Source organism: Novosphingobium aureum (assembly GCF_015865035.1).
Classification (GTDB): Bacteria; Pseudomonadota; Alphaproteobacteria; order Sphingomonadales; family Sphingomonadaceae; genus Novosphingobium; species Novosphingobium aureum.
In genome coordinates, this window is record NZ_JADZGI010000002.1 from 433,806 (window position 1) to 455,775 (window position 21,970).

Annotated in this window: 24 protein-coding genes and 1 riboswitch; of the genes, 9 read left to right on the plus strand and 15 right to left on the minus strand. The window is 66.0% G+C overall.

Annotated features, from left to right (window positions below):
- Nucleotides 1–2: 2 nt before the first annotated feature.
- Nucleotides 3–1,886: a phosphomethylpyrimidine synthase ThiC gene (thiC, locus tag I5E68_RS15195; RefSeq protein WP_197165482.1), complete on the minus strand. Its 1,884-nt coding sequence runs from the start codon at nt 1,884–1,886 to the stop codon at nt 3–5.
- Between the two features lie 46 nt (nt 1,887–1,932).
- Nucleotides 1,933–2,056: riboswitch (TPP riboswitch) on the minus strand.
- A gap of 166 nt (nt 2,057–2,222) precedes the next feature.
- Here thiC and I5E68_RS15200 point away from each other — a divergent pair.
- The 3 genes from I5E68_RS15200 (at nt 2,223) to I5E68_RS15210 (ending at nt 3,714) form a co-directional block, all read left to right on the plus strand.
- Nucleotides 2,223–2,690, plus strand: coding sequence for a hypothetical protein (locus I5E68_RS15200; protein ID WP_197165483.1), 468 nt, complete (start codon nt 2,223–2,225; stop codon nt 2,688–2,690).
- Nucleotides 2,687–3,010 (plus strand): transcriptional regulator, encoded by a 324-nt coding sequence (locus tag I5E68_RS15205; RefSeq protein ID WP_197165484.1) that lies wholly within the window; start codon nt 2,687–2,689, stop codon nt 3,008–3,010. Before I5E68_RS15200 ends, I5E68_RS15205 begins: the two co-directional genes overlap by 4 nt.
- Before the next feature lie 74 nt (nt 3,011–3,084).
- On the plus strand, nt 3,085–3,714 hold the full coding sequence (locus I5E68_RS15210; protein WP_228727220.1) for an SOS response-associated peptidase family protein: 630 nt from the start codon (nt 3,085–3,087) through the stop codon (nt 3,712–3,714).
- A 7-nt stretch (nt 3,715–3,721) separates the two neighbouring features.
- Here I5E68_RS15210 and I5E68_RS15215 read toward each other — a convergent pair whose 3' ends face one another.
- From I5E68_RS15215 to crtY, 6 genes are all read right to left on the minus strand, one after another.
- Nucleotides 3,722–4,123, minus strand: a complete 402-nt coding sequence (locus I5E68_RS15215) for a hypothetical protein (RefSeq protein WP_228727221.1) — start codon at nt 4,121–4,123, stop codon at nt 3,722–3,724.
- 107 nt (nt 4,124–4,230) lie between these two features.
- Entirely contained in the window at nt 4,231–5,211 is a 981-nt protein-coding gene (locus I5E68_RS15220) for a phytoene/squalene synthase family protein (protein WP_197165485.1), read from the minus strand.
- Between the two features lie 12 nt (nt 5,212–5,223).
- A complete protein-coding gene (locus I5E68_RS15225; RefSeq protein ID WP_197165486.1) occupies nt 5,224–5,820 on the minus strand; it encodes an LOG family protein in 597 nt (198 codons plus the stop codon).
- Between the two features lie 5 nt (nt 5,821–5,825).
- Entirely contained in the window at nt 5,826–6,266 is a 441-nt protein-coding gene (locus I5E68_RS15230; RefSeq protein ID WP_197165487.1) for a hypothetical protein, read from the minus strand.
- The gene (locus I5E68_RS15235) at nt 6,263–7,741 is read right to left on the minus strand and encodes a phytoene desaturase (protein WP_197165489.1); all 1,479 of its coding nucleotides are present in this window, start codon (nt 7,739–7,741) and stop codon (nt 6,263–6,265) included. Before I5E68_RS15235 ends, I5E68_RS15230 begins: the two co-directional genes overlap by 4 nt.
- A complete protein-coding gene (crtY, locus tag I5E68_RS15240) occupies nt 7,738–8,919 on the minus strand; it encodes a lycopene beta-cyclase CrtY (RefSeq protein ID WP_228727222.1) in 1,182 nt (393 codons plus the stop codon). The genes I5E68_RS15235 and crtY overlap by 4 nt, the downstream gene beginning before the upstream one ends.
- Before the next feature lie 110 nt (nt 8,920–9,029).
- Here crtY and I5E68_RS15245 point away from each other — a divergent pair, with 110 nt between their 5' ends.
- The gene (locus tag I5E68_RS15245) at nt 9,030–9,566 is read left to right on the plus strand and encodes a GNAT family N-acetyltransferase (RefSeq protein ID WP_197165493.1); all 537 of its coding nucleotides are present in this window, start codon (nt 9,030–9,032) and stop codon (nt 9,564–9,566) included.
- A 188-nt stretch (nt 9,567–9,754) separates the two neighbouring features.
- Nucleotides 9,755–10,639 carry a MipA/OmpV family protein gene (locus tag I5E68_RS15250; RefSeq protein WP_197165495.1) on the plus strand — a complete coding sequence of 295 codons (885 nt, stop codon included), beginning with the start codon at nt 9,755–9,757 and terminating at the stop codon, nt 10,637–10,639.
- Nucleotides 10,640–10,641: 2 nt separating this feature from the next.
- Here the strand turns inward: I5E68_RS15250 and I5E68_RS15255 are convergent, their stop codons facing one another.
- Nucleotides 10,642–11,268, minus strand: coding sequence for a uracil-DNA glycosylase family protein (locus I5E68_RS15255; RefSeq protein ID WP_197165497.1), 627 nt, complete (start codon nt 11,266–11,268; stop codon nt 10,642–10,644).
- Between the two features lie 313 nt (nt 11,269–11,581).
- Between I5E68_RS15255 and I5E68_RS15260 the strand changes: the two genes are divergently transcribed.
- Nucleotides 11,582–11,731, plus strand: a complete 150-nt coding sequence (locus I5E68_RS15260) for a lmo0937 family membrane protein (protein WP_197165499.1) — start codon at nt 11,582–11,584, stop codon at nt 11,729–11,731.
- A gap of 43 nt (nt 11,732–11,774) precedes the next feature.
- Here the strand turns inward: I5E68_RS15260 and I5E68_RS15265 are convergent, their stop codons facing one another.
- Nucleotides 11,775–13,049 carry a multidrug effflux MFS transporter gene (locus I5E68_RS15265; protein ID WP_197165501.1) on the minus strand — a complete coding sequence of 425 codons (1,275 nt, stop codon included), beginning with the start codon at nt 13,047–13,049 and terminating at the stop codon, nt 11,775–11,777.
- 90 nt (nt 13,050–13,139) lie between these two features.
- On the opposite strand from I5E68_RS15265, the gene dinB reads away from it, so the two are divergent.
- Entirely contained in the window at nt 13,140–14,273 is a 1,134-nt protein-coding gene (gene dinB, locus I5E68_RS15270; RefSeq protein WP_197165506.1) for a DNA polymerase IV, read from the plus strand.
- A 4-nt stretch (nt 14,274–14,277) separates the two neighbouring features.
- Here dinB and I5E68_RS15275 read toward each other — a convergent pair whose 3' ends face one another.
- The 6 genes from I5E68_RS15275 to I5E68_RS15300 form a co-directional block, all read right to left on the minus strand.
- Nucleotides 14,278–14,784, minus strand: a complete 507-nt coding sequence (locus tag I5E68_RS15275) for an NUDIX domain-containing protein (RefSeq protein ID WP_197165507.1) — start codon at nt 14,782–14,784, stop codon at nt 14,278–14,280.
- A complete protein-coding gene (locus tag I5E68_RS15280) occupies nt 14,781–15,398 on the minus strand; it encodes a 6-phosphogluconolactonase (RefSeq protein WP_197165508.1) in 618 nt (205 codons plus the stop codon). Before I5E68_RS15280 ends, I5E68_RS15275 begins: the two co-directional genes overlap by 4 nt.
- A 176-nt stretch (nt 15,399–15,574) precedes the next feature.
- On the minus strand, nt 15,575–16,033 hold the full coding sequence (locus I5E68_RS15285) for a Dps family protein (RefSeq protein ID WP_197165510.1): 459 nt from the start codon (nt 16,031–16,033) through the stop codon (nt 15,575–15,577).
- A gap of 97 nt (nt 16,034–16,130) precedes the next feature.
- On the minus strand, nt 16,131–16,688 hold the full coding sequence (locus I5E68_RS15290) for a hypothetical protein (RefSeq protein WP_197165512.1): 558 nt from the start codon (nt 16,686–16,688) through the stop codon (nt 16,131–16,133).
- Between the two features lie 69 nt (nt 16,689–16,757).
- Complete coding sequence (locus I5E68_RS15295; protein ID WP_197165515.1) at nt 16,758–17,510, minus strand: HAD-IIB family hydrolase; 753 nt, start codon at nt 17,508–17,510, stop codon at nt 16,758–16,760.
- A gap of 90 nt (nt 17,511–17,600) precedes the next feature.
- Entirely contained in the window at nt 17,601–18,893 is a 1,293-nt protein-coding gene (locus I5E68_RS15300) for a mechanosensitive ion channel family protein (protein WP_323982186.1), read from the minus strand.
- 308 nt (nt 18,894–19,201) lie between these two features.
- On the opposite strand from I5E68_RS15300, the gene otsB reads away from it, so the two are divergent.
- Together otsB and I5E68_RS15310 are read left to right on the plus strand one after the other, a co-directional pair.
- Entirely contained in the window at nt 19,202–20,068 is an 867-nt protein-coding gene (otsB, locus tag I5E68_RS15305; protein WP_197165520.1) for a trehalose-phosphatase, read from the plus strand.
- The gene (locus I5E68_RS15310; RefSeq protein WP_197165521.1) at nt 20,065–21,966 is read left to right on the plus strand and encodes a glycoside hydrolase family 15 protein; all 1,902 of its coding nucleotides are present in this window, start codon (nt 20,065–20,067) and stop codon (nt 21,964–21,966) included. The genes otsB and I5E68_RS15310 overlap by 4 nt, the downstream gene beginning before the upstream one ends.
- Nucleotides 21,967–21,970 lie beyond the last annotated feature (4 nt).

Below are 21,970 nucleotides of genomic sequence, written 5' to 3' on the forward strand. Positions count from 1 at the left end.
TGTCATGCCTTGTTCGGTTCGGTGACCTCGTCGGCGGGCAGATAGAGTTCGTTGCCCTTGTCCTTGTAGACCCGCGACATCTCTTCCATGCCCTTCTCGGCATCCTCGACCGCGAGAAAGCCGGTGGAGGGCTGGTTCTGCTTGGCCGCGAAGTCGCGCACTTCCTGGCTGATCTTCATCGAGCAGAACTTGGGGCCGCACATCGAGCAGAAGTGCGCAGTCTTTGCGCCCTCCGCCGGAAGCGTCTGGTCATGGTATTCCTCGGCGGTGTCGGGATCGAGGCTGAGATTGAACTGGTCTCGCCAGCGGAACTCGAAGCGCGCCTTCGACAGAGCATCGTCACGAACCTGCGCTGCCGGATGGCCCTTGGCGAGATCGGCCGCATGGGCCGCGAGCTTGTAGGTCACCACGCCCACCTTGACGTCGTCACGATCGGGCAGGCCAAGATGCTCCTTGGGCGTCACGTAACAGAGCATCGCGGTGCCGTACCAGCCGATCTGCGCCGCGCCGATGCCGCTGGTGATGTGGTCGTAGCCCGGCGCGATGTCGGTCGTGAGTGGCCCGAGGGTATAGAACGGCGCCTCGCCGCAAGCCTCGAGCTGCTTGTCCATGTTCTCCTTGATCTTGTGCATCGGCACATGGCCGGGGCCCTCGATCATGACCTGCACGTCCTGCTCCCAGGCCTTCTTGGTCAGCTCGCCAAGCGTGTAGAGCTCGGCGAACTGCGCCTCGTCGTTGGCATCGTAGATCGAGCCGGGGCGCAGGCCATCGCCGAGGGAATAGGCAATATCGTAGGCCTTCATGATCTCGGTGATCTCGTCGTAGTGCTCGTAGAGGAAGCTCTCCTTGTGGTGGGCGAGGCACCACTTGGCCATGATCGAGCCGCCACGGCTGACGATGCCGGTCATGCGCTTTGCCGCCAGCGGAATGAAGGGCAGGCGCACACCGGCGTGGATCGTGAAGTAGTCGACGCCCTGCTCGGCCTGCTCGATCAGCGTGTCGCGGAAGATGTCCCAGGTAAGGTCTTCGGCGATCCCGCCGACCTTCTCGAGCGCCTGATAGATCGGCACGGTGCCGATGGGGACGGGCGAATTGCGCAGGATCCACTCGCGCGTGTCGTGGATGTTGCGGCCCGTCGAAAGGTCCATAACGGTGTCAGCCCCCCAGCGGATCGACCAGACCATCTTGTCGACTTCGCTGGCGACATCGGAGGCAACCGCCGAATTGCCAATGTTCGCGTTGATCTTGACGAGGAAGTTGCGCCCGATCGCCATCGGCTCGCTCTCGGGGTGATTGACGTTGCTGGGAATGATCGCCCGCCCGCGCGCCACTTCGTCGCGCACGAACTCGGGCGTCACGTAGTCGGGGATCGCGGCGCCGAAGCTCTCGCCTGAGCGGTTGTACTGGGCAAGTCGCGCACGGCCGAGATTCTCGCGCTCGGCGACATATTCCATCTCGGGGGTGATGATACCCTGCTTTGCATAGTACATCTGCGAGATATTGCCGCCGGCCTTCGCGCGCAGCGGCTTCCTGAGCGTGGTCGGGAACGCAGGTACGCCGCCCGAACGGTCGGGTCCGAGTTGGCCGTTGTCCTCGGGCTTGACCTCGCGCGGCTCGTATCCCTCGACGTCGCCGCGCGCCAGCTGCCACTCGCGGCGCAGCGCGGGGAGGCCCGCCGAGATGTCGATCACAGCATCAGGATCGGTATAGGGCCCCGAGGTATCGTAGACTCGCACCGGCGGCTCGCCGCTCGAAGGTTCGAGATCGATCTCGCGCATGGCGACCTTGATCGACGGGTTGGCTTGGGCGGGTACGTAGATCTTCCTCGATCCACGGATCGGCCCAGTGGTCACGCCGATTTCCAGCCTGGAATTGATGTCTGCCATATGCGCTCCTCTCTCTGTGGACGAAGGATGCGCGGATTTCGGGCGTCGAAGACAGGCCGTCCACTTCCTCCGCCCGTATTAACGGGTTCAGGTTCGACGGGTCTTGTGGAGCATACCCACAACTCTCAGCCGGTGGCGCACTGCGCCTGCTGGCTCCCCGGGGATGGCGCGAGACTACGGAGCGAGACCGGGCTTGTCGAGCCGTCTCCTGCAAAATGCGGTCAGGCGATCCGTCGCTTTCCAGATAGGAAAGTTTTCACTTTCCAAAGTGGAAAGTTCATGCCATCCAACTTTCCAGACTGGAAAGTGAAGAATCGCCAGATGCAGGAGCACGCCATGACCGAATACGACAGCCACGCCGCACGCGAAGCGCTCGCCGCCGTGTCGCAGACACGCGCCGACATGGTGCGCGACCTGGGGACCTGCCCGCCATGGCGACATGCCCTGTTCGGGGCGATGTTCTTCGTGCTGATCGGTTCGATCTCGATATCATCGACCATCCAGATGGCGACCGCGCCGCTGCTCGTCATCGCCGTGCTCTTGTTGCGCCGCTCGGATATCCGCCGCACCGGGGTCTTCATCAACGGCTATCGATCCGGCGCGACACTGCCCGTCACCCTGGCCCTCGTAGGCGCGCTGATCGCTTTCGTGGTCGCCGCGATGCACATGCGCATGAACGGCTTTTCGATCGTCTCGAAACTCGCGCTCGCCACGCTCGCCTTCGCGCTGTCGACCTGGGCGAGCGTGGTCTGGCAGCGCATCTTCCGCCGCGAGCTGATGGCCGGTGAAAGCTCCGGGCGATGAGCGCGCACGAGCTCGATCCCGTCCTGCACCCACCTGCGCGATTGCAGATCGCCGCGCTGCTATCGAGCGTCTCGCAAGCCGAATTCGTCAAGCTGCGCGCGGTGACCGGGGTCAGCGATTCGGTCCTGAGCAAGCACCTCTCGGCCCTCGCCGACGCTGGGTACGTGTCGATTTCCAAGGCGGCCCGCGAAGGGCGCCAGCGCACCCATGCCAGCTTCACCCGCGCAGGCCGCAAGGCCTTTGCCGCACACATGGCAGCCCTGCAGGCCCTCGTCGCCAGCGCGGAGAAGGCGGGCAACCTGCTCGACGCAGCCGAATAGGGCAATGACGCATGGGCAAACGCCTCCAATGCCCTTGACCCGCATTGCGCCCAGCGCGATGCGCGAAGACCGCCATGCCGATGCTCTACCGTCTCGATGCCCCCGCACCCGCCGTCGCGCGCGCCTTTGCGACCAATTCGCGCGACGATCCGTGGAGCGGCGGCCATGTCGCGCCGGGGGGCTTTGCACCTGTCATCACCGCCGGGCGCGAGCAGGTCGCGGGCGCCCGCCCGCAGACCCGCCAGCCGCGCCGCATGGTGCCCCGGCTATGGGGCGTGCCCCCGCCGCCATCGGTGCACGATGCCCCGACCTACGGCATTGCCAGCGTGCGCAATCTCGAAAGCCCGTTCTGGATCGGCAACTTGCGCAACAGCGAGTTCCGCTGCCTCGTGCCCGCCACCAGCTTCATGGAATGGGGGCGCGTGTCCCCGACCGACGGCAAGCGGCGCCAGTGCTGGTTTGCCTGCACCGACCAGCCGGTCTTCGCCATGGCCGGGGTATGGAAGGACAGCGAGGTCCCGTCCTTTGCGCTCGTCACCTGCCCGGCCAATGCCGAACTGCGCGCGCAGGGCCGCGAGACGATGCCGGTGATCCTGCCCGGCGATGCGGCCTCGCACGATCTGTGGCTGCGTGGCGGCTGGGACCGTGCGAGCGCGCTCGTCCAGCCCTATTCGTCCTCGCTCATGCGCATGGTCGAGCGCTAGCCAGCACTCAGAAGTGCAGGCCACCAATCACGATGAAGGCTGCGCCCAGAACGATCGAGGTCCAGCACCAGAGCTTCGAGAGCGGGCCGAAGCGCCGCACCCAGAAGGCGAGATAGACGTCGGAAAAGGCCAGCACGACCAGCGCCTCGATGCACATCAGCCCGCCAACCACGCTCAGCAGGCTGGATAGCCAGTCGGGCGAGGCCCAGGGGTTGGCGAGATAGATCACCGCGCCCAGGAACAGCTCGAGCAGGCCGGTAATCATCTGGAGCGCGGGCGATTCGACGATCTCGCCGATCAGTGCATGCCAGTGCCCCGGCTTGCGCAGTTCGCCGATCCCGGCGAACAGTGCAAACAGCCCCAGGAAAATCGCCGTCCAGGCAGGCGCCTGCGAAAGATCCGGCATCATCGCGTCTTCTCCCCTCTTATCGGAAGACAGACTGGATCATGCGCCCCTCGCCTGTCCAGCGCCTTGCGCGCGATCAAACAAGCGATCGCGCCTGCGCGGGCAGGTCTTCACCGCTTGCGGGCGAGCTCGGCTAGTTCGCGCCGCGAGGGGCCGGGGCGCTCGACCGCGACAGGGGCCTGCGCACGCGCCTCGCTCAGCGCACTGGCGACGAAGCGCAGCTTCTGCGCCTTGGTGGTGCTGACACGGTGGTCCCAGGCATGGGCGCCCAGACGCTCGACCTCACGGCCGATGCCGCCGTAGATATTGGCCGCGGCCAGCACTGCCCAGCGCTGGCGGAAGGCGAGTCTCGCCGCGCCCATGCGCGCCGAGGCCTCGTAGCCGCGCGCCAGCGTGCAGGCATGCGCCACCATGGGCACCAGCCGGTCGCGGTAGTGCGGCTTGGTCACCTCGCCGGGGGGAATGTCGGCCTCGACCAGCCATTCGACCGGCAAATAGCACCGGCCTTCGGCATCGTCTTCCCAGACATCGCGCACGATGTTGGAGAGCTGGAAGGCAAGGCCGAGGTCACAGGCGCGATCGAGCGTGTCCTGCGCCGCCTCGTCGGCGGGATCGGTCGGCACTCCCATGACCACCGCCATGAGCACGCCCACGGCCCCTGCCACGTGATAGCAATAGCGCAGCATGTCGACCTCGCTGCGCGGGCGCCATTCGTCCGCATCGAGCGCGAAGCCGGCCACCACATCCTCGATCATCGCGGGCGTGATCGGCACCTCGCGCATGAGCTGGCCCAGGGCATCGAAGGCCATCGAACCGGTCTTCTGCCCGGCCATGGCCAGCTCGGTCAGGGTGCGGATCGTGGCGAGGCGCGATTCGGGATCGAGCCGGGTTCCCGGCGGGGCCGCCTCGAGCGCACGGCCATGGTCCTGTTCGTCGGCGATGTCGTCGCAGGCCCGGCACCAGGCATAGAGCAGCCAGACCCGTTCGCGCGTGGTGCGGTCGAACAGGCGGCTGGCTGCCGCGAAGCTCTTCGAGCCTCGGCGGATCGCCTTGTGCGCGGCTGCGACGAGGGTAGCGCGTTCAGATGCCACGACGGCCAGCCCTCACAGGGTCTTCGGGTCCATCTTGACGATCGGCACGATCGGCTCGTGCGCCCGCATGCGGGTGAGCAGCAGGTCGAGCTCGGTCTCGGCCATGATGATGCCGTGATGCGCGGGACGCACGAAGCCGACTTCGGCCATGTGGCGGTTGAAGGCGAGCAGGCCGTCGTAGAAACCGAAGGCATTGAGCACGCCGATCGGCTTCTCGTGATAGCCCAGCTGCGCCCAGCTCACCGCCTCCCACAACTCGTCCATGGTGCCAACGCCGCCAGGCAGCACCACGAAGCCGTCGGAGAGACGGGTGAAGGCAGCCTTGCGCTCGTGCATGTCGGCAACGATGTGCAGCTCGGTGCAGTCGTGGTTGGCGACTTCGCCACCTTGCCCGCGAGCGCCGGTCAGCGCCTCGGGGATGACCCCGATGACCTCGCCCCCGGCCGCGAGAGCGCTGGAGGCGAGCGCCCCCATCAGCCCGAGCCGGCCACCGCCATAGACGACGCCGATACCCTGCTGCGCCAGCGTCGAGCCGACTTCGCGGGCCAGTTCGATGTAGCGGGGATCGGCAGGCGTTGCCGAGCCGCAGTAGACAGCGAGACGTTTCATCGTGTTCAGTCCGTAACCTTGATGCTGACCTGCGCCCCTTCGGGCAGGTCCTTGATCTGATTGGCGAGATCGCCAGTGAAGCGGATATATTCGGCGAGCGGCAGGCGGATCATGTTGTCCGTCGCATAATCGCCCTCGACCAGCGCCTTGGGCTGGAAGCCGTAGACCTCGCCTACCAGAGTGGCGCCCAGACGCTCGGTCGCTGCCTCGACGTGGGCATCGGCGCGCCAGATGATCTGCGTTTCGCGCAGCGCCATGTGCGCCTGCGCGGCCTTCTCGTCGCCGAGCCGCTCGAGCGAGAGCAGCTCGGGATCGAGATAGTGGTAGACCCCAAGCGCATCGATCGCGAGGACATGGCCGAAGAGCGAATGCGCCTCGATCTCGACGAAATCGACGCCGCTCCAGCCCCAGCCCTGGCGCAATGCGGCCAGTTCGCGCGCTCTCATCGCAGCCCCTCGAGCATCAGCTTGGCGGTCGCCTTGGCACTGCCAACGACGCCCGGGATGCCCGCACCCGGATGCGTGCCCGCGCCGACAAGATAGAGGTTGCGCAGTGCGTCGTCGCGGTTGTGGCCGCGGAAATAGGCGCTTTGCGTCAAGAGCGGTTCGAGACTGAAGGCGCTGCCCTTCCACGCCGCGAGATCGTGCTCGAAGTTGTTCGGCGTGTAGTGGAACTTGGTGACGATGCGGTCTTCAATGTCGGGCACCAGCCGGCGTCCGACTTCGGCCAGTACGCGCTTTTCGAGCAGCGGCCCGACCTCGTCCCAGTCGATCGGCAGCTTGCCTTTGTGCGCAACGGGAATGAGCGCGTAGAAAGTGCTCTTGCCCGGCGGCGCCATCGAGGGATCGGTGACGGTGGGATGGTGCAGGTAGATCGAGAAATCCTGCGGCAGCACGCCATGCTCGTAGATGTCGTCGAGCAGCCCCTTGTAGCGCGGCCCGAACAGGATGGTGTGGTGCGGGATGCCCGGCCAGGTACCCTCGAGCCCGAAGTGGACGACGAACAGGCTTGGAGAGAAGCGCTTGCGCGCCAGCTTCTTGGCCATGGCGGGGCCGCGACGGTTCTCGGAAAGCAGGTCGCGGTACGTGTGCATGATATCACCGTTGCTGGCGACCGCGTCGAAGCGTTCCTTCCAGCCGCTCTCGCACTCTACCTCGGTGACGAGATCGCCGAGCGTGTGGATCTGCACGACCTTGTCGCCGAGGCGTACCTTGCCGCCGATACGCTCGAACAGCGCGACCATGCCGGCGACGAGGCGATTGGTGCCGCCCTTGGCCCACCACACGCCGCCGTCCTTCTCCAGCTTGTGGATCAGGGCATAGATCGCGCTGGTCTTCATCGGATTGCCGCCGACCAGCAGCGTGTGGAACGAGAGCGCCTCGCGCAGGTGCTCGTCCTTCACGTAGCTCGAGACCACCGAATAGACCGAGCGCCAGGCCTGGTAGCGCGCCAGCGCAGGCGCTGCCTTGATCATTGAGGAGAAGTCGAGGAAGGCCTCGTGGCCGAGCTTGACGTAGCCTTCCTGCCACACGCCTGCGGCATATCGCAGGAACTCGTCGTAGCCACCAAGGTCCTGCGGCGCGATGCGCGCGATCTCGCGGTGGAGGGCCGGTTCATCGTTCGAATAGTCGAAAGTGACGCCGTCGGGCCAGTTGAGCCGGTAGAACGGCATGACCGGCATGAGCTCGACGTCGTCGGCCATGTCGTGCCCCGCCGCGTGCCAAAGTTCGCGCAGGCAGTCGGGATCGGTGATGACGGTGGGTCCGGCATCGAAGGTGAAGCCATCGCGCTCCCACACGTAGGCACGCCCGCCCGGCTTGTCGCGGGCCTCGACCACAGTGGTCTCGATCCCGGCGCTCTGCAGGCGGATGGCGAGGGCAAGCCCGCCGAAACCGGCGCCGACGACGCAAGCCCGCTTCATGCGACCTCTCCTGCGCCGCGCGGATCGAGGTCAGCCAGAACACGGCCGCGACCGGCAAGCGCGGCCACGGCAGCGCCGATAGGCACCGGCGGCTTGCCGACCAGTACGCGCGCCATGTCGGCCAGCGTCGAGCGCCCGGCGTAGAAACGCTCGATCAACGGTTCGGGGAGCTTGTAGAAGCGCGCCAGCATACGCCAGCGCTCCTGCGGGGGTGCGGCACCGAATAGCATCGTGCTCAACATGCGGTAGAAGCGCCCCTCGCGCCAGTGGTTTGCGGCCCAGTCATGACTTGTCCTTCCTAGGCGCTCGCCCGAGAGATTGTCGAGTGTGGTGAGGTGCGCTGCAAAACGCACGGCGTCGGGCAACGAATACGAGGTCAGCGGCTGCACCAGAGCGGCGCGCACACCGGCACGTGCGACATCGCCCTGCCAGAACCGCGCGAAATCACCTCTGGCGATCACCGGCAGCACCCCCGTTTCCTCATAGTCGACCGCCTCGACCTGCCAGCCCCGCGCCTTTGCATAAGCGCCAATGCGCTCACGAAGAACAGGCAGGTCGAGCCCGGGATCATCGGAATAGTAAGTATCCTCGACGAAGACCTGCGTCTGCGAGAACGGCAGGCAATAGACGAAGCGGTAGCCATCGAGCTGCTCGACCCGGGCATCCATCACCACCGGACGAGTGAGCCCGTGCGGTGCGGCGAGGCGCAGCGTCTGCCCCATGAATTTTTGCCAGCCACCCGCCATATGCGCGAGACCGTGACTGCCGCGCGCATCGATGACGCCGCCGGCCTCGCGCCGCGTCCCGTCCTCGAGTTCGACCCAGGTCGTCCCGAGTGCGCGCACCTTCACGCCGGTATGCAGGGCACTGGCGGGCAAGGCATCGCGAATCGCCGCATCGAGGCTGGCGCTGGTCACGCTCGCATAGGCCGTGGAAAGGCTGCGGGTGTAGCCCGGAAAGGTGACATCGTAGCCATCCCAGCGACTTGCGATGAGTGGCTCGACCAGCGCGCGGTGCGCTTCATCGACATCGCTGGCGAAGAACGACCACACGTGCTCGCCGCCGATCCGCTCTCCCGCCTCGATCAGCTCGACCCGCAGTTCGGGCCGCCAGCGCGCCATCGCCAGCGTGATCAGCGCACCGGCCAGCCCGCCGCCGACGACGATCAAGGCGGGCATGGCTCCGGCGCAGGGGTCAGGGTTTTTTCCGGACATCGTCAAACCAATTAGGATCCAGTCTCAGGGTCGGCAACTTGGCATCGATGCTGCTTTGCGGCATTGTCGCCAAGATGACAGAACAAGAACTCACCGTCGATCTTGCTTCCTTGGAGGATGCCCCGGCCATCGCCGAGATCTTTTCACACTATGTACTGGAAAGCACGGCGACTTTCGAAACCGAGCCGACGAGCCTGGATGAGACCCGGCGCCGTATGCAGGAGATCACGGATGCGGGCTACCCCTTTCTCGTCTCGCGCAACGATGAAGGCAAGGTGCTGGGGTTCGGCTATGCCCATCGCTACGGTCCGCGCATGGGCTATCTCTACAGCGTCGAGACCACGATCTACGTTCGCCCGGACAGTCTCGGGCGCGGCATCGGCTCGAGCCTGATCACCGCCCTGATCGAAGAATGCGAAGCACGCGGCTACCGTCAGGCCTTCGCCGTGATCGCCTCGTCCGAGCCAGCCTCGGTCGTACTCCACGCCCGCGCGGGCTACCGTCCGGTAGGCACGCTCGAAGGTGCCGGGTGGAAGCATGGGCAGTGGATCGACGTGTTCCTGATGCAGCGCGCACTGGGCGAAGGCAACGAGACCCTGCCCGAGCGCTAATTCCCGGGCATCGAAGCCGATGCAAGGGTCCGGCGGCATGGTCGCCGCGCGCAGATTTCGCGCGCCCTCGCTGCGGGTCACAAAAGGTTCACGACCGAAACATTTGCGACAATGGTACGTTTGACGGTGCAAGAGGCACGGCACAGGCGCGTGCCGCAAGACGCGACCATATCGCCCGGGGGACTCCGATGCTGCATCACCGATTTCACGCCTTTCGCCGCTTCGCCATCGGCCTCGCAGCGCTGGGCGGCGGGCTCGCTGCTCCCGCATTGGCGCAGGACGATTTCGACGGCGCGCGTCCTTCGCCCGAGGATTCCATCCTCTTCCGCGACAATATCTCGGTCGGGGTCGGTGCGATCCTCATGCCCAGTTACGAAGGCTCGGACGACCACGTGGTCACTGCCTTCCCGATCGTGCGCGGGCGTCTGGGCGGGGTCGACATCAACCCGCGCCAGGGCGGCATCGCGCTCGACCTGCTGACTGACAAGCGTGGACAGAAAGTCGACTTTTCTGCCGGCCCACTGGTCGGCATCAAGCTCAACCGCGCGCGGCGGATCAAGGACCCGGTGGTGCGCGCCGCAGGCAAGCTCGACATGGCGGTCGAAGTCGGCGCGAGCGGAGGCGTACGGATCAACCGCCTGCTGCACAGATACGATTCGCTAAGCTTCGCGGCCGACGTGAAGTGGGACGTTGCAGGCGCCTATTCCGGCATGGTCTGGCGTCCCCAGGTCAGCTACGTCACCCCGCTTAGCCCTGCGCTGCTCATCGCTGTCCAGGCCAGCGCACGCCATGTCGATGACGACTATGCCCGCTACTACTACTCGGTCACGCCCGGGCAGAGCAGCGCCAGCGGCTTGCCGCAATTCGACGCGAAAGGCGGCTGGGACAAGGTCAACTTCGGCACGATCGTTACTTGGGACCTGTCCGGCGATGTTCGCGACGGCGGTTTCGCGACGTTCGTTCTCGCCAATTACTCGCGCATGCTGAACGACGGGGCCGACACGCCCTATACCGACCTGCGTGGCAAGGCGACGCAGCTGATGGGCGGCGTGGGCATAGCCTATACCTTCTGAACCTATGGATCGGCGTTGCTCAGCGCATCGCGCACAGCGGCGCGCAAGGCGGGCAGGACCTCGCTCTCGAACCAAGGATGGCGCGCCATCCACAGGCGGCTGCGCCAGGCCGGGTGCGGCAGCGGGATCACGCCTGCCGGAGCCCCGCCCCAGCGCTCCACCGCCTCGGTGAGCGTGCGGGCGAACCCGCGCGGCAGATAGCGTTTCTGGGCATACCGCCCCACGAGCAAGGTAAGGCGTACCTCTGGCAGTTCGGCGCGCAGGCGCCCGTGCCACAAGGGCGCGCACTCGGGCCGAGGCGGCAGATCACCTCCGCTCGCACGGCCGGGGTAGCAAAAGCCACTGGGCATATGCGCGACCTGTTCGGGATCATAGAATTCCGGCTTCGTCAGTCCGGTCCATTCCCGAAGCCGGTCGCCGCTATCGTCGTCCCACGCGAGGCCACTGGCGTGGACCTTGCTGCCCGGTGCCTGGCCGATCACCAGTATACGCGCGCCCGCGCCGGCCTGCACCACCGGCCGCGGCTCGTGCGCGAGTACTTCGCGACAAAGACGACACGCCTCGATCTCGCGCAGCAAGGCCTGCAGTCGGGAGGGATCGGAGCATCTGGATCGATCGGGAACAGCCATGGTCACAGGACAGATGGCTAGTGATCGCATTGCCGCAAGTGCCCGCTGCTGGCGAACACAGGCCATGCCGGTATCGCGATGCGCGTAAGGCCCGGTGCGTCCCGAAGAGCCGTAGCGAGATGCTCGACAAGGGGGCGATTCGCGGTCGCTGTCTGGTGCATAGCGCCGCACGCCCCTGCAACAAGCGTCATGCCATCACCCGGTTGCCACATACGACGGCAGGGTCGCAGCGCGACCACGCATCTGCCTTTTCCTGCAGCCATGCCCGTGCCCATGCGTTGCACGACCTCACCTCTCGCGAAAGGCACGTCCCATGCTCATGACCATCGTCGGCATCCTCATCGTATTGTGGCTGCTCGGTTTTCTCGTCTTCAAGGTCACAGGTGCGCTGATCCACATCCTGCTGGTGCTCGCCGTGATCGTCGGCCTCGTCCAGCTGTTCCGCGGCAAGCGCGGCTTATAGGTAGCTACAGACGCTCCGGCAGGCCGCCTGCCAGCCAATCCGATCAGTGCGGAGCGGGCGGCTGCGGCTTGTTGGCGCGGTAGTATTCGGGCGGATTGACCCGGCGGAACAGACGTCCCTGCTCTGAATAGAGCACCAGCAGCAGGGCCAGCAGGCCAAAGCCGGTCATCGCTGCGGTGATCGGCACCGCGCTGCCATCGTAGGCGAGCCCGATCGCCGAACCCAGCAGCGAACCCATCACCATGCGCACGAAGGACATGACCGAGGCCGCAGCACCCGCAATGCGGGCGAAGGGCTGCAGCGAGATCGCCTGAAAGTTCGCTGCGATGAAGCTGAGCATGCACATCGACAGCGTCATCAGCGGAATGAACATCCACAAGGTTTCCCGCCCGCTGAGCGCCACTACCCAGTGCACCGCCCCCATGACGATGAAGAACAGCAGCGCCGCGTGCGATACGCGCCGCGCACCGAAGGCAACGACGATCCGCGCGTTGATGAAGTTGGTCCCGGCCATGATCAGCGCCATGAGCCCGAACAGGACCGGGAACAGCGAACCCGCCCCGAGCTGCTCCCCGACGAGCTGCTGCGCGCTGTTGAGGTAGCCGAACAGACCCGCTTGGACGAGCGCTGCACCGAGGAAATAGCCGAGCGAGGATTTTTCGCGCAGCGCAAGCCCCATGTTGCCGAAGATGACCTTGGGACGGATTTCCTGCCTGTTGTCGGGATCGAGCGTTTCGGGCAGGCGCATGGCCACCCAGATGAAGACCAGCACGCCCATCGCGCAGGTAACCCCGAAGATCCAGCGCCACCCGGCGACCAGCATCACCGCCTGCCCGACCATCGGCGCGATCATCGGCACGACCATGAAGGTCGTTGCGACAAGCGACTGGGTGCGGGCCATCATGTCGCCCTCGTATCGGTCTCGCAGGATCGTCATCGGCATGACCATCATCGTCGAGGTCACGAAGCCAAGGCACGCGCGCGAGACGAGCAGCAGCTCGAAACTGCCCGCGATCGAGCAGACGAAGGCGAACAGGATGTAGAGGAAGGCCGCGACCAGCACCACGCGGCGGCGACCAAAGCGGTCCGCCAGTGCTCCGGGGAACAGCGAGCCGATGCCCGCGAACACCATGAACACGCCGATGATCAGCTGGCGCTGGTTGGGATCGGAGACGCCCAGGTCTTTCGAAATGGCACCCAGGGCTGGCAGCATGACGTCGATCGACAAGGCCATGAGCGCCTGCATCGAGGCCATCAGCGCCACGAATTCGACCTGCCCCATGGGGAACTTGCCGGTAGTGTCTTGCGAGGAATCCATTTCCCGCGCATGCCGCAAGCGCGAACGCTAGGCTAGCAGATTCGATATAGAGATGGCGCTTTTCACGACCGATCCGCCGGTATATCCGTAATGTCTTCGCATGTCGGAGAAGATGCCCCCGAAGCAGACGACGAGGCGGGACTGCGCAAGATCATCCATGTCGACATGGATGCCTTCTTCGCCAGTGTGGAGCAGCGCGACGATCCCGAATTGCGCGGAAAACCGCTGGCAGTAGGCGGGACCTCGGGGCGCGGCGTGGTCGCTGCGGCCAGCTACGAGGCGCGCGCCTTCGGGGTGCGCTCGGCCATGCCGACCTCGCGCGCACTGCGCCAGTGCCCCGACCTGATCCTGCGCAAGCCCCGTTTCGAAGTCTACCGGGCGGTCAGCCAGCAAATCCGGGCGATCTTCCTCGACTATACCCCGCATGTCGAGCCGCTCTCGCTCGACGAGGCCTATCTCGACGTCACCGCCGACCTCAAGGGCATCGGCTCGGCCACGCGGATCGCCGAGCAGATCCGCGCGCGCATCCGACAGGAAACCGGCCTGACCGCGAGCGCCGGGGTTTCCTACAACAAGTTTCTCGCCAAGCTCGCCAGCGACCAGAACAAGCCCGACGGGCTATGCGTGATCCGCCCCGGAGAGGGCGCCAACTTCGTCGCAGGCCTGCCGGTGCGCCGCTTTCACGGCGTTGGCCCACGCGGCGCGGAAAAGATGGCGCGACTCGGCATCGAGACCGGCGCCGACCTCGCCGCGCGCGACCTCGCCTTCCTGCGCGCCCACTTCGGCAGCTTTGCCGAATACCTCTTTCGGGCCGCACGCGGCGTGGACCTGCGCCAGGTTCGCGCCAACCGACCGCGCAAGTCGGTCGGAGGCGAGCGCACCTTCCACGAGAACATCGAGGCGCCCGACGCCCTGCGCGAGACGCTCGATCAGATCGTCGAGATCGTCTGGGAGCGGATCGAGCGCGCGCAGGCGAGTGGGCGCACCGTCACGCTCAAGCTGCGCCATGCCGATTTCACCACGCTCACCCGGGCGCGCTCGGTCAGCCCGCGCATAGCCGACAAGGCGCAGTTCGCGGCAATCGGCCATGCGCTGCTCGAGGAACTCATGCCCCTGCCCCAGCCGGTCCGGCTAATGGGGCTGACGCTCTCGGCGCTGGAAGGCACGACCAAGGATGAAAAGCCCCCCGGGCAGCAAAGGGCAGACCAGCTCAGCCTGTTCTAGAATTCTAGACCGGGCCCGCCTCGCGCTCGGCAAGACCGGCCTCGACGAGCCAGTCGACAACCAGCGAGCGCAAGCGCGGCGACATGTGTTCGGGCAAGGCGTCGAGCGCAAAGAAGCGCGCCTCGATGATCTCGCGACGATCGGCCACGGGGGTGTCGCGGGTATGGCCGGCAACCACGTTCACGAAGTTACGCGCGCCGTGCAGGTCCTCGCCGCTGACCGCGATCAGGCGCCCATCGTGGAGCGTGCAGGCCGTCTCCTCGAGCAATTCGCGTGCGCCGGTGGGCACCGGGTCCTCGCCGCGCTTCATGCCCCCGCCGGGCGGCATCCACCTGTCCGAACCGTAGGAATGGCGCACCAGCAGCACCCGCCCTTGCGGGTCGAGCGCAAGTACCCGCACACCGTCGAGGCTGGAACGGCGCAGCTTCCACACCTGGGTGCGCGCAGCGTGCGCCAGGCGGATCAGCACCCTGTGCAGCGGCGCGGGAAGCAGGCGATCGAGCAGGTTCAACAGAAACAGGTGACCTTGCCGGTCGCCGACTTGAGAAAGCGGGCGATGGGCAGGTCGTGCTCCCCGGCGATGGCGGCATCGAGCACCGCGCGCTTGTCCTCGCCGCGGATCACGAACATGACCTCGTCGCTGTTGCGCAGCGCGGGCATGGTGAGCGTCAGCCGGTCGAACGGCGCCTCGGGCGGCAGCGGGTCGGGGGTCAGGCGACGCACCGTCTGGGGGTCATCGATCTGCGGATCGGTGTTGGGGAACAGCGAGGCGATATGTCCGTCCGCCCCCATGCCCATCCAGGCGATGGCGAAGTGCGGGGGCTCGAGGTCCAGCGCGAGCGGGACGATCCTTGCGCCGACCGGTTCGAGCCGGGCGCGGATCTTGCCGACGTTGCTCGCGGCATGGTCCTCCTCGACGATCCGGTCGTCGCCCGGCCACACGCTGATGCGTTCCCACGGCAGGTCCATCCCGGCGAGGATGTCGAAGATCGGGAACGGGGTGGAGCCGCCCGGCACTGTTATGGCAACTTGCGGCGCGACGCCGAGCGCTGCGACCAGCCGCTGGCCGAACCACTCGGCAATGGCGGCATTGTCGGCGTTCTCGATGATCTCGATATCAGGCATCGGGCGTGCCTAGCCGAGATCGCCCCCTCGCGCCAAGCGCCTTCGTGCAGATGTCCGGCACGCATCGGCTTCCCGTCCCGATGGCCCGCGAACGCGCTCACCACAACGCACGAAGGGCTGTACGAACACCTGCCCGTACAGCCCTTCGTATCTTTGGAATCGCTGGAAAGCGACGATCAGGCGATAATCTCGCGCAGGAACCACGCGCGTTCCTCGGCCTGGTCGGTCCAGTCATCGACGATACCGTCGGTGGCGTTGTCGCCCGCCTCGCCAGCCGCTGCCTTGACCTCGCGCAGCCGCGTTACGTAGGCGAGATTGTCTTCCATCAGTTCCTTGACCATGGCCATCGCATCGAGATCGGTCGAATCCTGTGCGGCGATCTTGGTCTTGGCGACGATCGAATCGGGGCTGGTCAGGGTCTTGCCGCCCTGCTTTCGCACGCGCTCGGCAATGTCGTCGATGAGGGCCTGGACCTGGCCGGCCTGCTCGTCGAACAGCAGGTGAAGGTCGCGAAACTGCGGCCCCTTCACGTGCCAGTGAAAGTTCTTGGTCTTGATGTAGAGAGCGAAGGTGTCGGCAAGCAGCCCGTTGAGGCTGTCGATCAGGGCGCCCTGCACGTTGTCCTTGGCGGTCATTCTCGGATCCCTTCCTTAGGTGTCTTTATGTGTCGCTAAGTGCAATCTATGGACTAAAACACAAATCAGAAAGGTTTGTTTCAATCGGTTTTTCCGATCACAGAATTCCCATTTGCGACAAGGCGATGAAGCTCGCGACGAGCAGCAGGACCCCGCCCGCCGCGCGCCGCGCCCAACGCACCTTGCCATCGAGCACAAGCTCCGGAAGGGCCCAGGCAAGGCCGACGAGAGCAAGCGTGCCGAACGCACCCGCAGCCCCGGCAGCGTAGGGCGCGCCCATGGCGACGGCCATGCCGACGAGCAGGAAGCGCGGTGCATCGCTCACCTGCTGGGCGAGCAGAACTAGCGCGAGCGCACCAAGCGAATTGGTCGGCTCCACAGGCTTTCGGCGCGGCGCGAGCAACAGCGATTCCGCCCCCGCGAGGCCCAGCGCGATAGCGCCGAAGATGGCTCGGGCAGGTGGCGGCAACGTGGTCAGCATGAACCGCGCGAACCAGATCGCAGCAACGCAGACCAGCAAGCTGCTGACGATGGCGACGATCAACACGCCGGGCCGCGCGCCCTGCCGCTGGACGAGCCCCGCAACGGTCTGCTGGTCGCGCCCGCCTATCCCGGCGAGCAGCACCGCAAGCAAGGTCAGGTAGAAGGCGGGCACTGCGCGACCGGCTCCGTCAGCACGGCGCAGGAACGGTCAAGGTCCGGCCTTCACGCATTCCCCTTCCCTTTACCCCGCCTTCTGGCAGGCGATGATCGCCGCGATGACATTGGCCGTATCTGCCGGGTCGCGCACGCACACGGTGTCGAGACCCATGGCCTTGGCCGGATAGTCGTTACCGCCGGGAAAGATGGCATCGCCGATGAACAGCATCTCGGCCTCCGCGACGCCCGAATGCTCGGCCAGACGCTTCAGGCCCCATGCCTTGTCCACGCCTGGCTGCGTCACGTCGACCGAAGTTGCGCCGCCCAGGTTGATCGAGACGCCGGGCAGGCGCTGCTTGAGATCGGCCTGGATTACCTTGCGCTTGGCGAAATCCGGGTCCCAGACTTCCTTGGCCTCGATCGGCGCCTGCTGGCCGAGCGCGGAAAAGGTGATCTGGCTGCCGCGATCCTCGATCCGTTCGCCCCAGGTCTGTTCGGGCGTGAAGCCGGTCGCCTCGAGCGCCGCGTCGAAGGCCTCGAGGATTTCGCGCTTTTGTTCCTCGGTGAACAGTTCGGCATAGACCGGCGACCAGACGCCCTGCTTGTGAAGATAGAGCTTGGCCCCGCTGGTCGGCATCATCCACAGGCGCGAGACGTCGGCATCGGCCGGCAGGCGCGAGGCGACCTGCTTGTCGAACTGCGGCCAGTCGCCACCCGAGATGACGGCGACCTGCGCCACGGTGAGAAGCTGTGCGAGAAGCCCCGCCATCTCGTCGGTGAGCGGCTGCTTGCTCAGCGCCAGCGTCCCGTCGAGATCAAACGCAACGATCTTTTTCATGAAGCCCCCTTTCGCACCATTGCCGGGCCCGTGCCATAGCGCGAAGGCGTTGTGCACAGCTTCCCGATGAAGCGTCGAAACGGATGTATTTCAGTCCGCCGCGGGGAGCGCGGACGATGGCGCCGGACCGGCATCGCGGGCCGCCAGCATCGCAAAGCCCTGCGCGAGATCACCGCCGCCCGGCTGCTGGTAGAGCCTGAGGCCAAAGCGCGGCAGGATCGCGAGCAAATGATCGAAGATGTCCGCTTGGATCGCCTCGTATTCGCCCCAGTCGGTCGTGGTGGTGAAGCAGTAGACCTGAAGCGGCAGGCCCTTCTCGGTCGGATCGAGCTGGCGTACCAGCAGCGTACCGCGATCGGCGACGCGGGGATGGGCCTTGAGATAGGCAGCGATGTAGGCGCGGAACGTGCCCAGATTGGTCGGGCGGCGGCGATTGACCGCGTGCAGCCCTTCCTCATCCTCCTCGCCCGCGTGCTCGGCGTTCCAGGCCTCCAGCTCGGCTTCCTTTTCGGCCATGTAGGGCCGCAGGATCGCGAAGCGGCGCAGCTCTTCCCACTGCGCGCGGGTGAGAAAGCCCGCGCTCGTCTGGTCGATCGGCAGCGCACGCATGATCCGCCGACCGCCCCACTCGCGCATGTGGCGCCAGTTGCGGAAGGACTCGGTGATCAGCTTGGCCGTCGGGATCGAGGTGACGGTCTTGTCGAAGTTCTGCACCTTGACCGTGTGCAAGGCGATGTCGATCACGTCGCCATCGGCATTGAGCTGGGGCATCTCGATCCAGTCGCCAACCCGGATCATGTCGTTCGAACGCAGCTGCACCGAGGCGACGAGCGAAAGGATCGTGTCGCGGAACACCAGCATCAGCACCGCGGCAGCCGCACCGAGACCCGAGAGCAGGATCAGCGGCGACTGACCGATCAGTATCGCCACGATGAGCAGCGCCGCAGCGGCGTAGATCAGGATCTTGCCGATCTGGACATATCCCTTGATCGGCCGGCTCGCCGCCTCGGGCTTGAGCTCGTAAGCATCGTTGGCGAGATCGAGCAGGTCGCCGAGCGCGCGGGCGATCGTCAGCACGATCCACGCCATCGCCAGCGCCCGGACCACCACCACCAGCGTATCGGGCAGCGCCGCGAACACGGTGACGCCCTGCAGGATGATCACTGCCGGCACGATGTTGGCGAGGTGCGTCACCAGCGCGCGCACGTCGTTCGCCTCGTTGCGCAGCGGGGTGCGGTCGATCACGCGCTCGACGGGATGGATCACCAGCTTCTTGGCCAGCCAGTTGGCCAGACCGGCAACGATGCACAGGCCGATCAGCACGGCGATGGCCCCGGTCAGGGTGCCTTCGAACAGCTCGAGCGGGGCAAGCCAGCCCCGCACCGCGGGCGGAAGGATGTCCGGAAATGAAATCGCTGCCTCCTTCGCTGCCGCGACGGCGCATGCCGACGGGCGGGAACGCGAGCCCTTTTCCACTTAGCAGCACAGGTTTCAACCCCGCGCCGCCTCCAGCCGCACACCGCCACCCCCAATGGTGCGCTGCGGCGGAACCGTGCGCCCGACCGCTCGTTGCTGGTGCTCGAACCGCCACTTTCGCGGCCCGGACAAGCCTTGGCCCTACCCCCGACTGGTTAGGCCGCGCCGGCCTTTTGGGGTGGTCAATGTCAAGATATGGTGCAAGACTGGAACCGATGACCGATCCAAGCGAGAGTCCATCGCCGAGCGAAGCCGCCGCGCAAACGGGCGATCTTCCCCGGCCCCCTGCCCTGCGCCTCAGCCCGCAGACCGCCCTGTTTCTCGATTTCGACGGCACCCTCGTGGAAATCGCCGACCACCCCGACGAAGTGATCGTGCCGGCTGACCTCGGCGCCATGCTGGCGAGGCTTTCGTGCGAGCTCGACGGGCGCCTCGCGATCGTCAGCGGCCGCTCGCTTGCCGCACTGGAGACCATGCTCGGCCCGATCGACGTCGCCATGGCCGGCTCCCACGGGGGCGAGTTTCGCCCCGCCGGAAGCCGCGAGGTCCATCCGCTCGCCGATCCGCTCGACGACAGCGTGGTCGAACGGCTCTCCCGGTTCGCCAGCGACAACGGCGGCCTGCTTGTCGAGCCCAAGCCCTACTCGGTCGCGGTCCATTACCGGCGCCATCCCGAGGCACTCGAAGGTCTGCTCGCATGTGCGACCGCCATCGCCGAAAGCGATGGCCTCAAGCTCAAGCACGGCAAGCAGGTGATCGAACTGGTCATGCCCGGATCGGACAAGGGCTCGGCCGTTACACGGTTCATGCAATCCGACCTCTTCGCGGGTACCGAGCCGATGTTCCTGGGCGACGACGTGACCGACGAGGACGCCTTCAAGGAAATGGCACGCTTTGCCGGGTGCGGCGTGCTCGTCGGCCCACTGCGCGAGACCGCGGCGCGCTGGCGCCTTGCCGGAGTGGACGCAGTCCACGACTGGCTGGCCGAAGCCCTGGCCACCGGCGCCAGCCCGGCCTCGACGCACACGGACCCTGAAACGACCCCCAGCAACTCCCGGACGGAGGCAGGACACAACCAATGACGGCCAGCGGACAGACCAAGTCGGAAACCGAAGTCCCCTTACGCAGCACACCGGATTGCGAGGGGACAGCCGCCGGAGCCGAACATTCCTCCCTCGAATTGTGGCCCATCGGCAATTGCCAGGTGAACGGCCTGATCGATACGCGAGGCGCTCTGGTGTGGGGCTGCGTCCCTCGCGTCGACGGCGACCCGACGTTTTGCGCACTCATGCGCGGCGACAAGGGACAGGACGCGGGCACCTGGCGCTTCGAGCTCGAAAACCAGGTCTCTGTCAGCCAGCACTACGTACGCAATACCCCGATCCTGGTTACCCGGCTCGAGGATGCCGGGGGCGGCGTGGTCGAGGTCATCGACTTCTGCCCGCGCTTCGAGCGCTCGGGCCGCACCTATCGCCCGGTCGCATATGCGCGCATCGTCAAGCCCGTGCGCGGCTCGCCCCGGCTCAAGGTCGTGCTCACGCCGATGAGCGGCTATGGCGCGCAGATCGCCGAAGTCACTCGCGGCTCCAACCACATCCGCTATCTGGTCGAGCGCAACACGCTGCGCCTCACCACCGATGCCCCGGTCGGCTACGTGCTCGACGAGCGCTATTTCCGGCTCGAGCGCCCGCTGCACTTCTTCCTCGGCCCCGACGAGCCGTTCAATGGCAACGTCGAGCATGAACTGGAACGCATGCGCGAGCTGACCGATGCCTACTGGGGCAACTGGGTGCGCTCGCTCGCCACCCCGCTCGACTGGCAGGAGGCGGTGATCCGCGCGGCGATCACGCTCAAGCTGTGCCAGCATGAGGAAACCGGCGCGATCGTCGCTGCACTGACGACCTCGATCCCCGAAGCGCCGCACTCGCAGCGCAACTGGGACTACCGCTACTGCTGGATCCGCGACGCCTACTATACGGTGCAGGCCCTCAACCACCTCGGCGCACTCGACGTCCTCGAGAAGTACCTGGGCTACCTGCGCAATATCGTCGACGATGCCGAAGGCGGAGCCATCCAGCCGCTCTATGCGGTAAGCGGTGCCAAGGAAATCATCGAGTGGGAGGCGCACAACCTTTGCGGCTATCGCGGCATGGGCCCGGTGCGCGTGGGCAATGCCGCCTACTACCAGATCCAGAACGACTGCTACGGCCAGATCGTGCTGCCCTCGATACAGGCATTCTCGGACCTGCGTCTCGTGCGCATGGCCAATCGCGAGGACTTCGAAAGCCTCGAGCGCGTCGGCGAGATGGCATGGAAGACGCACGACCAGCCCGACGCGGGCCTGTGGGAACTGCGCACGCGCACGGCGGTGCACACTTACTCCAGCGTGATGAGCTGGGCGGCCTGCGATCGCATCGCCAATGCCGCTGCGCACCTCGGCCTGAACGATCGCGAGGCCCTGTGGCGCGAACGCGCCGACACCATCCGCAAGAACATCGAGGAAGGCGCATGGCACGAGCTTGCCGGCCCCGACTTTGACGACGGTGGCGCGGGCGGGCATTATGCCGCCTCGTTCGGCGGCGACCAGCTCGATGCCAGCTTGCTGCAGATGGTGGAACTGCGCTTCGTGGAAGCCGACGATCCGCGCTTCAAGGCAACGCTCAACGCGGTGCAGCACACCTTGCGGCGCGGCGAACACATGTTGCGCTATGCCAACGAGGACGATTTCGGGCTGCCCGAGACCGCCTTCAACATCTGCACTTTCTGGCTGATCGAGGCCCTGCACCGATCCGGCCAGGACGACGAGGCGCGCCGTCTGTTCGAGACGATGCTGTCGCACCGCACGAAGTCGGGCCTCCTGTCGGAGGACATGGACTTCGAGACCGGCGAGCTCTGGGGGAACTTCCCGCAGACCTATTCACTTGTCGGGATAATCAACTGCGCGGGCCAGCTGTCCCGCTCATGGCGCGACTGGCGCTGAGGAC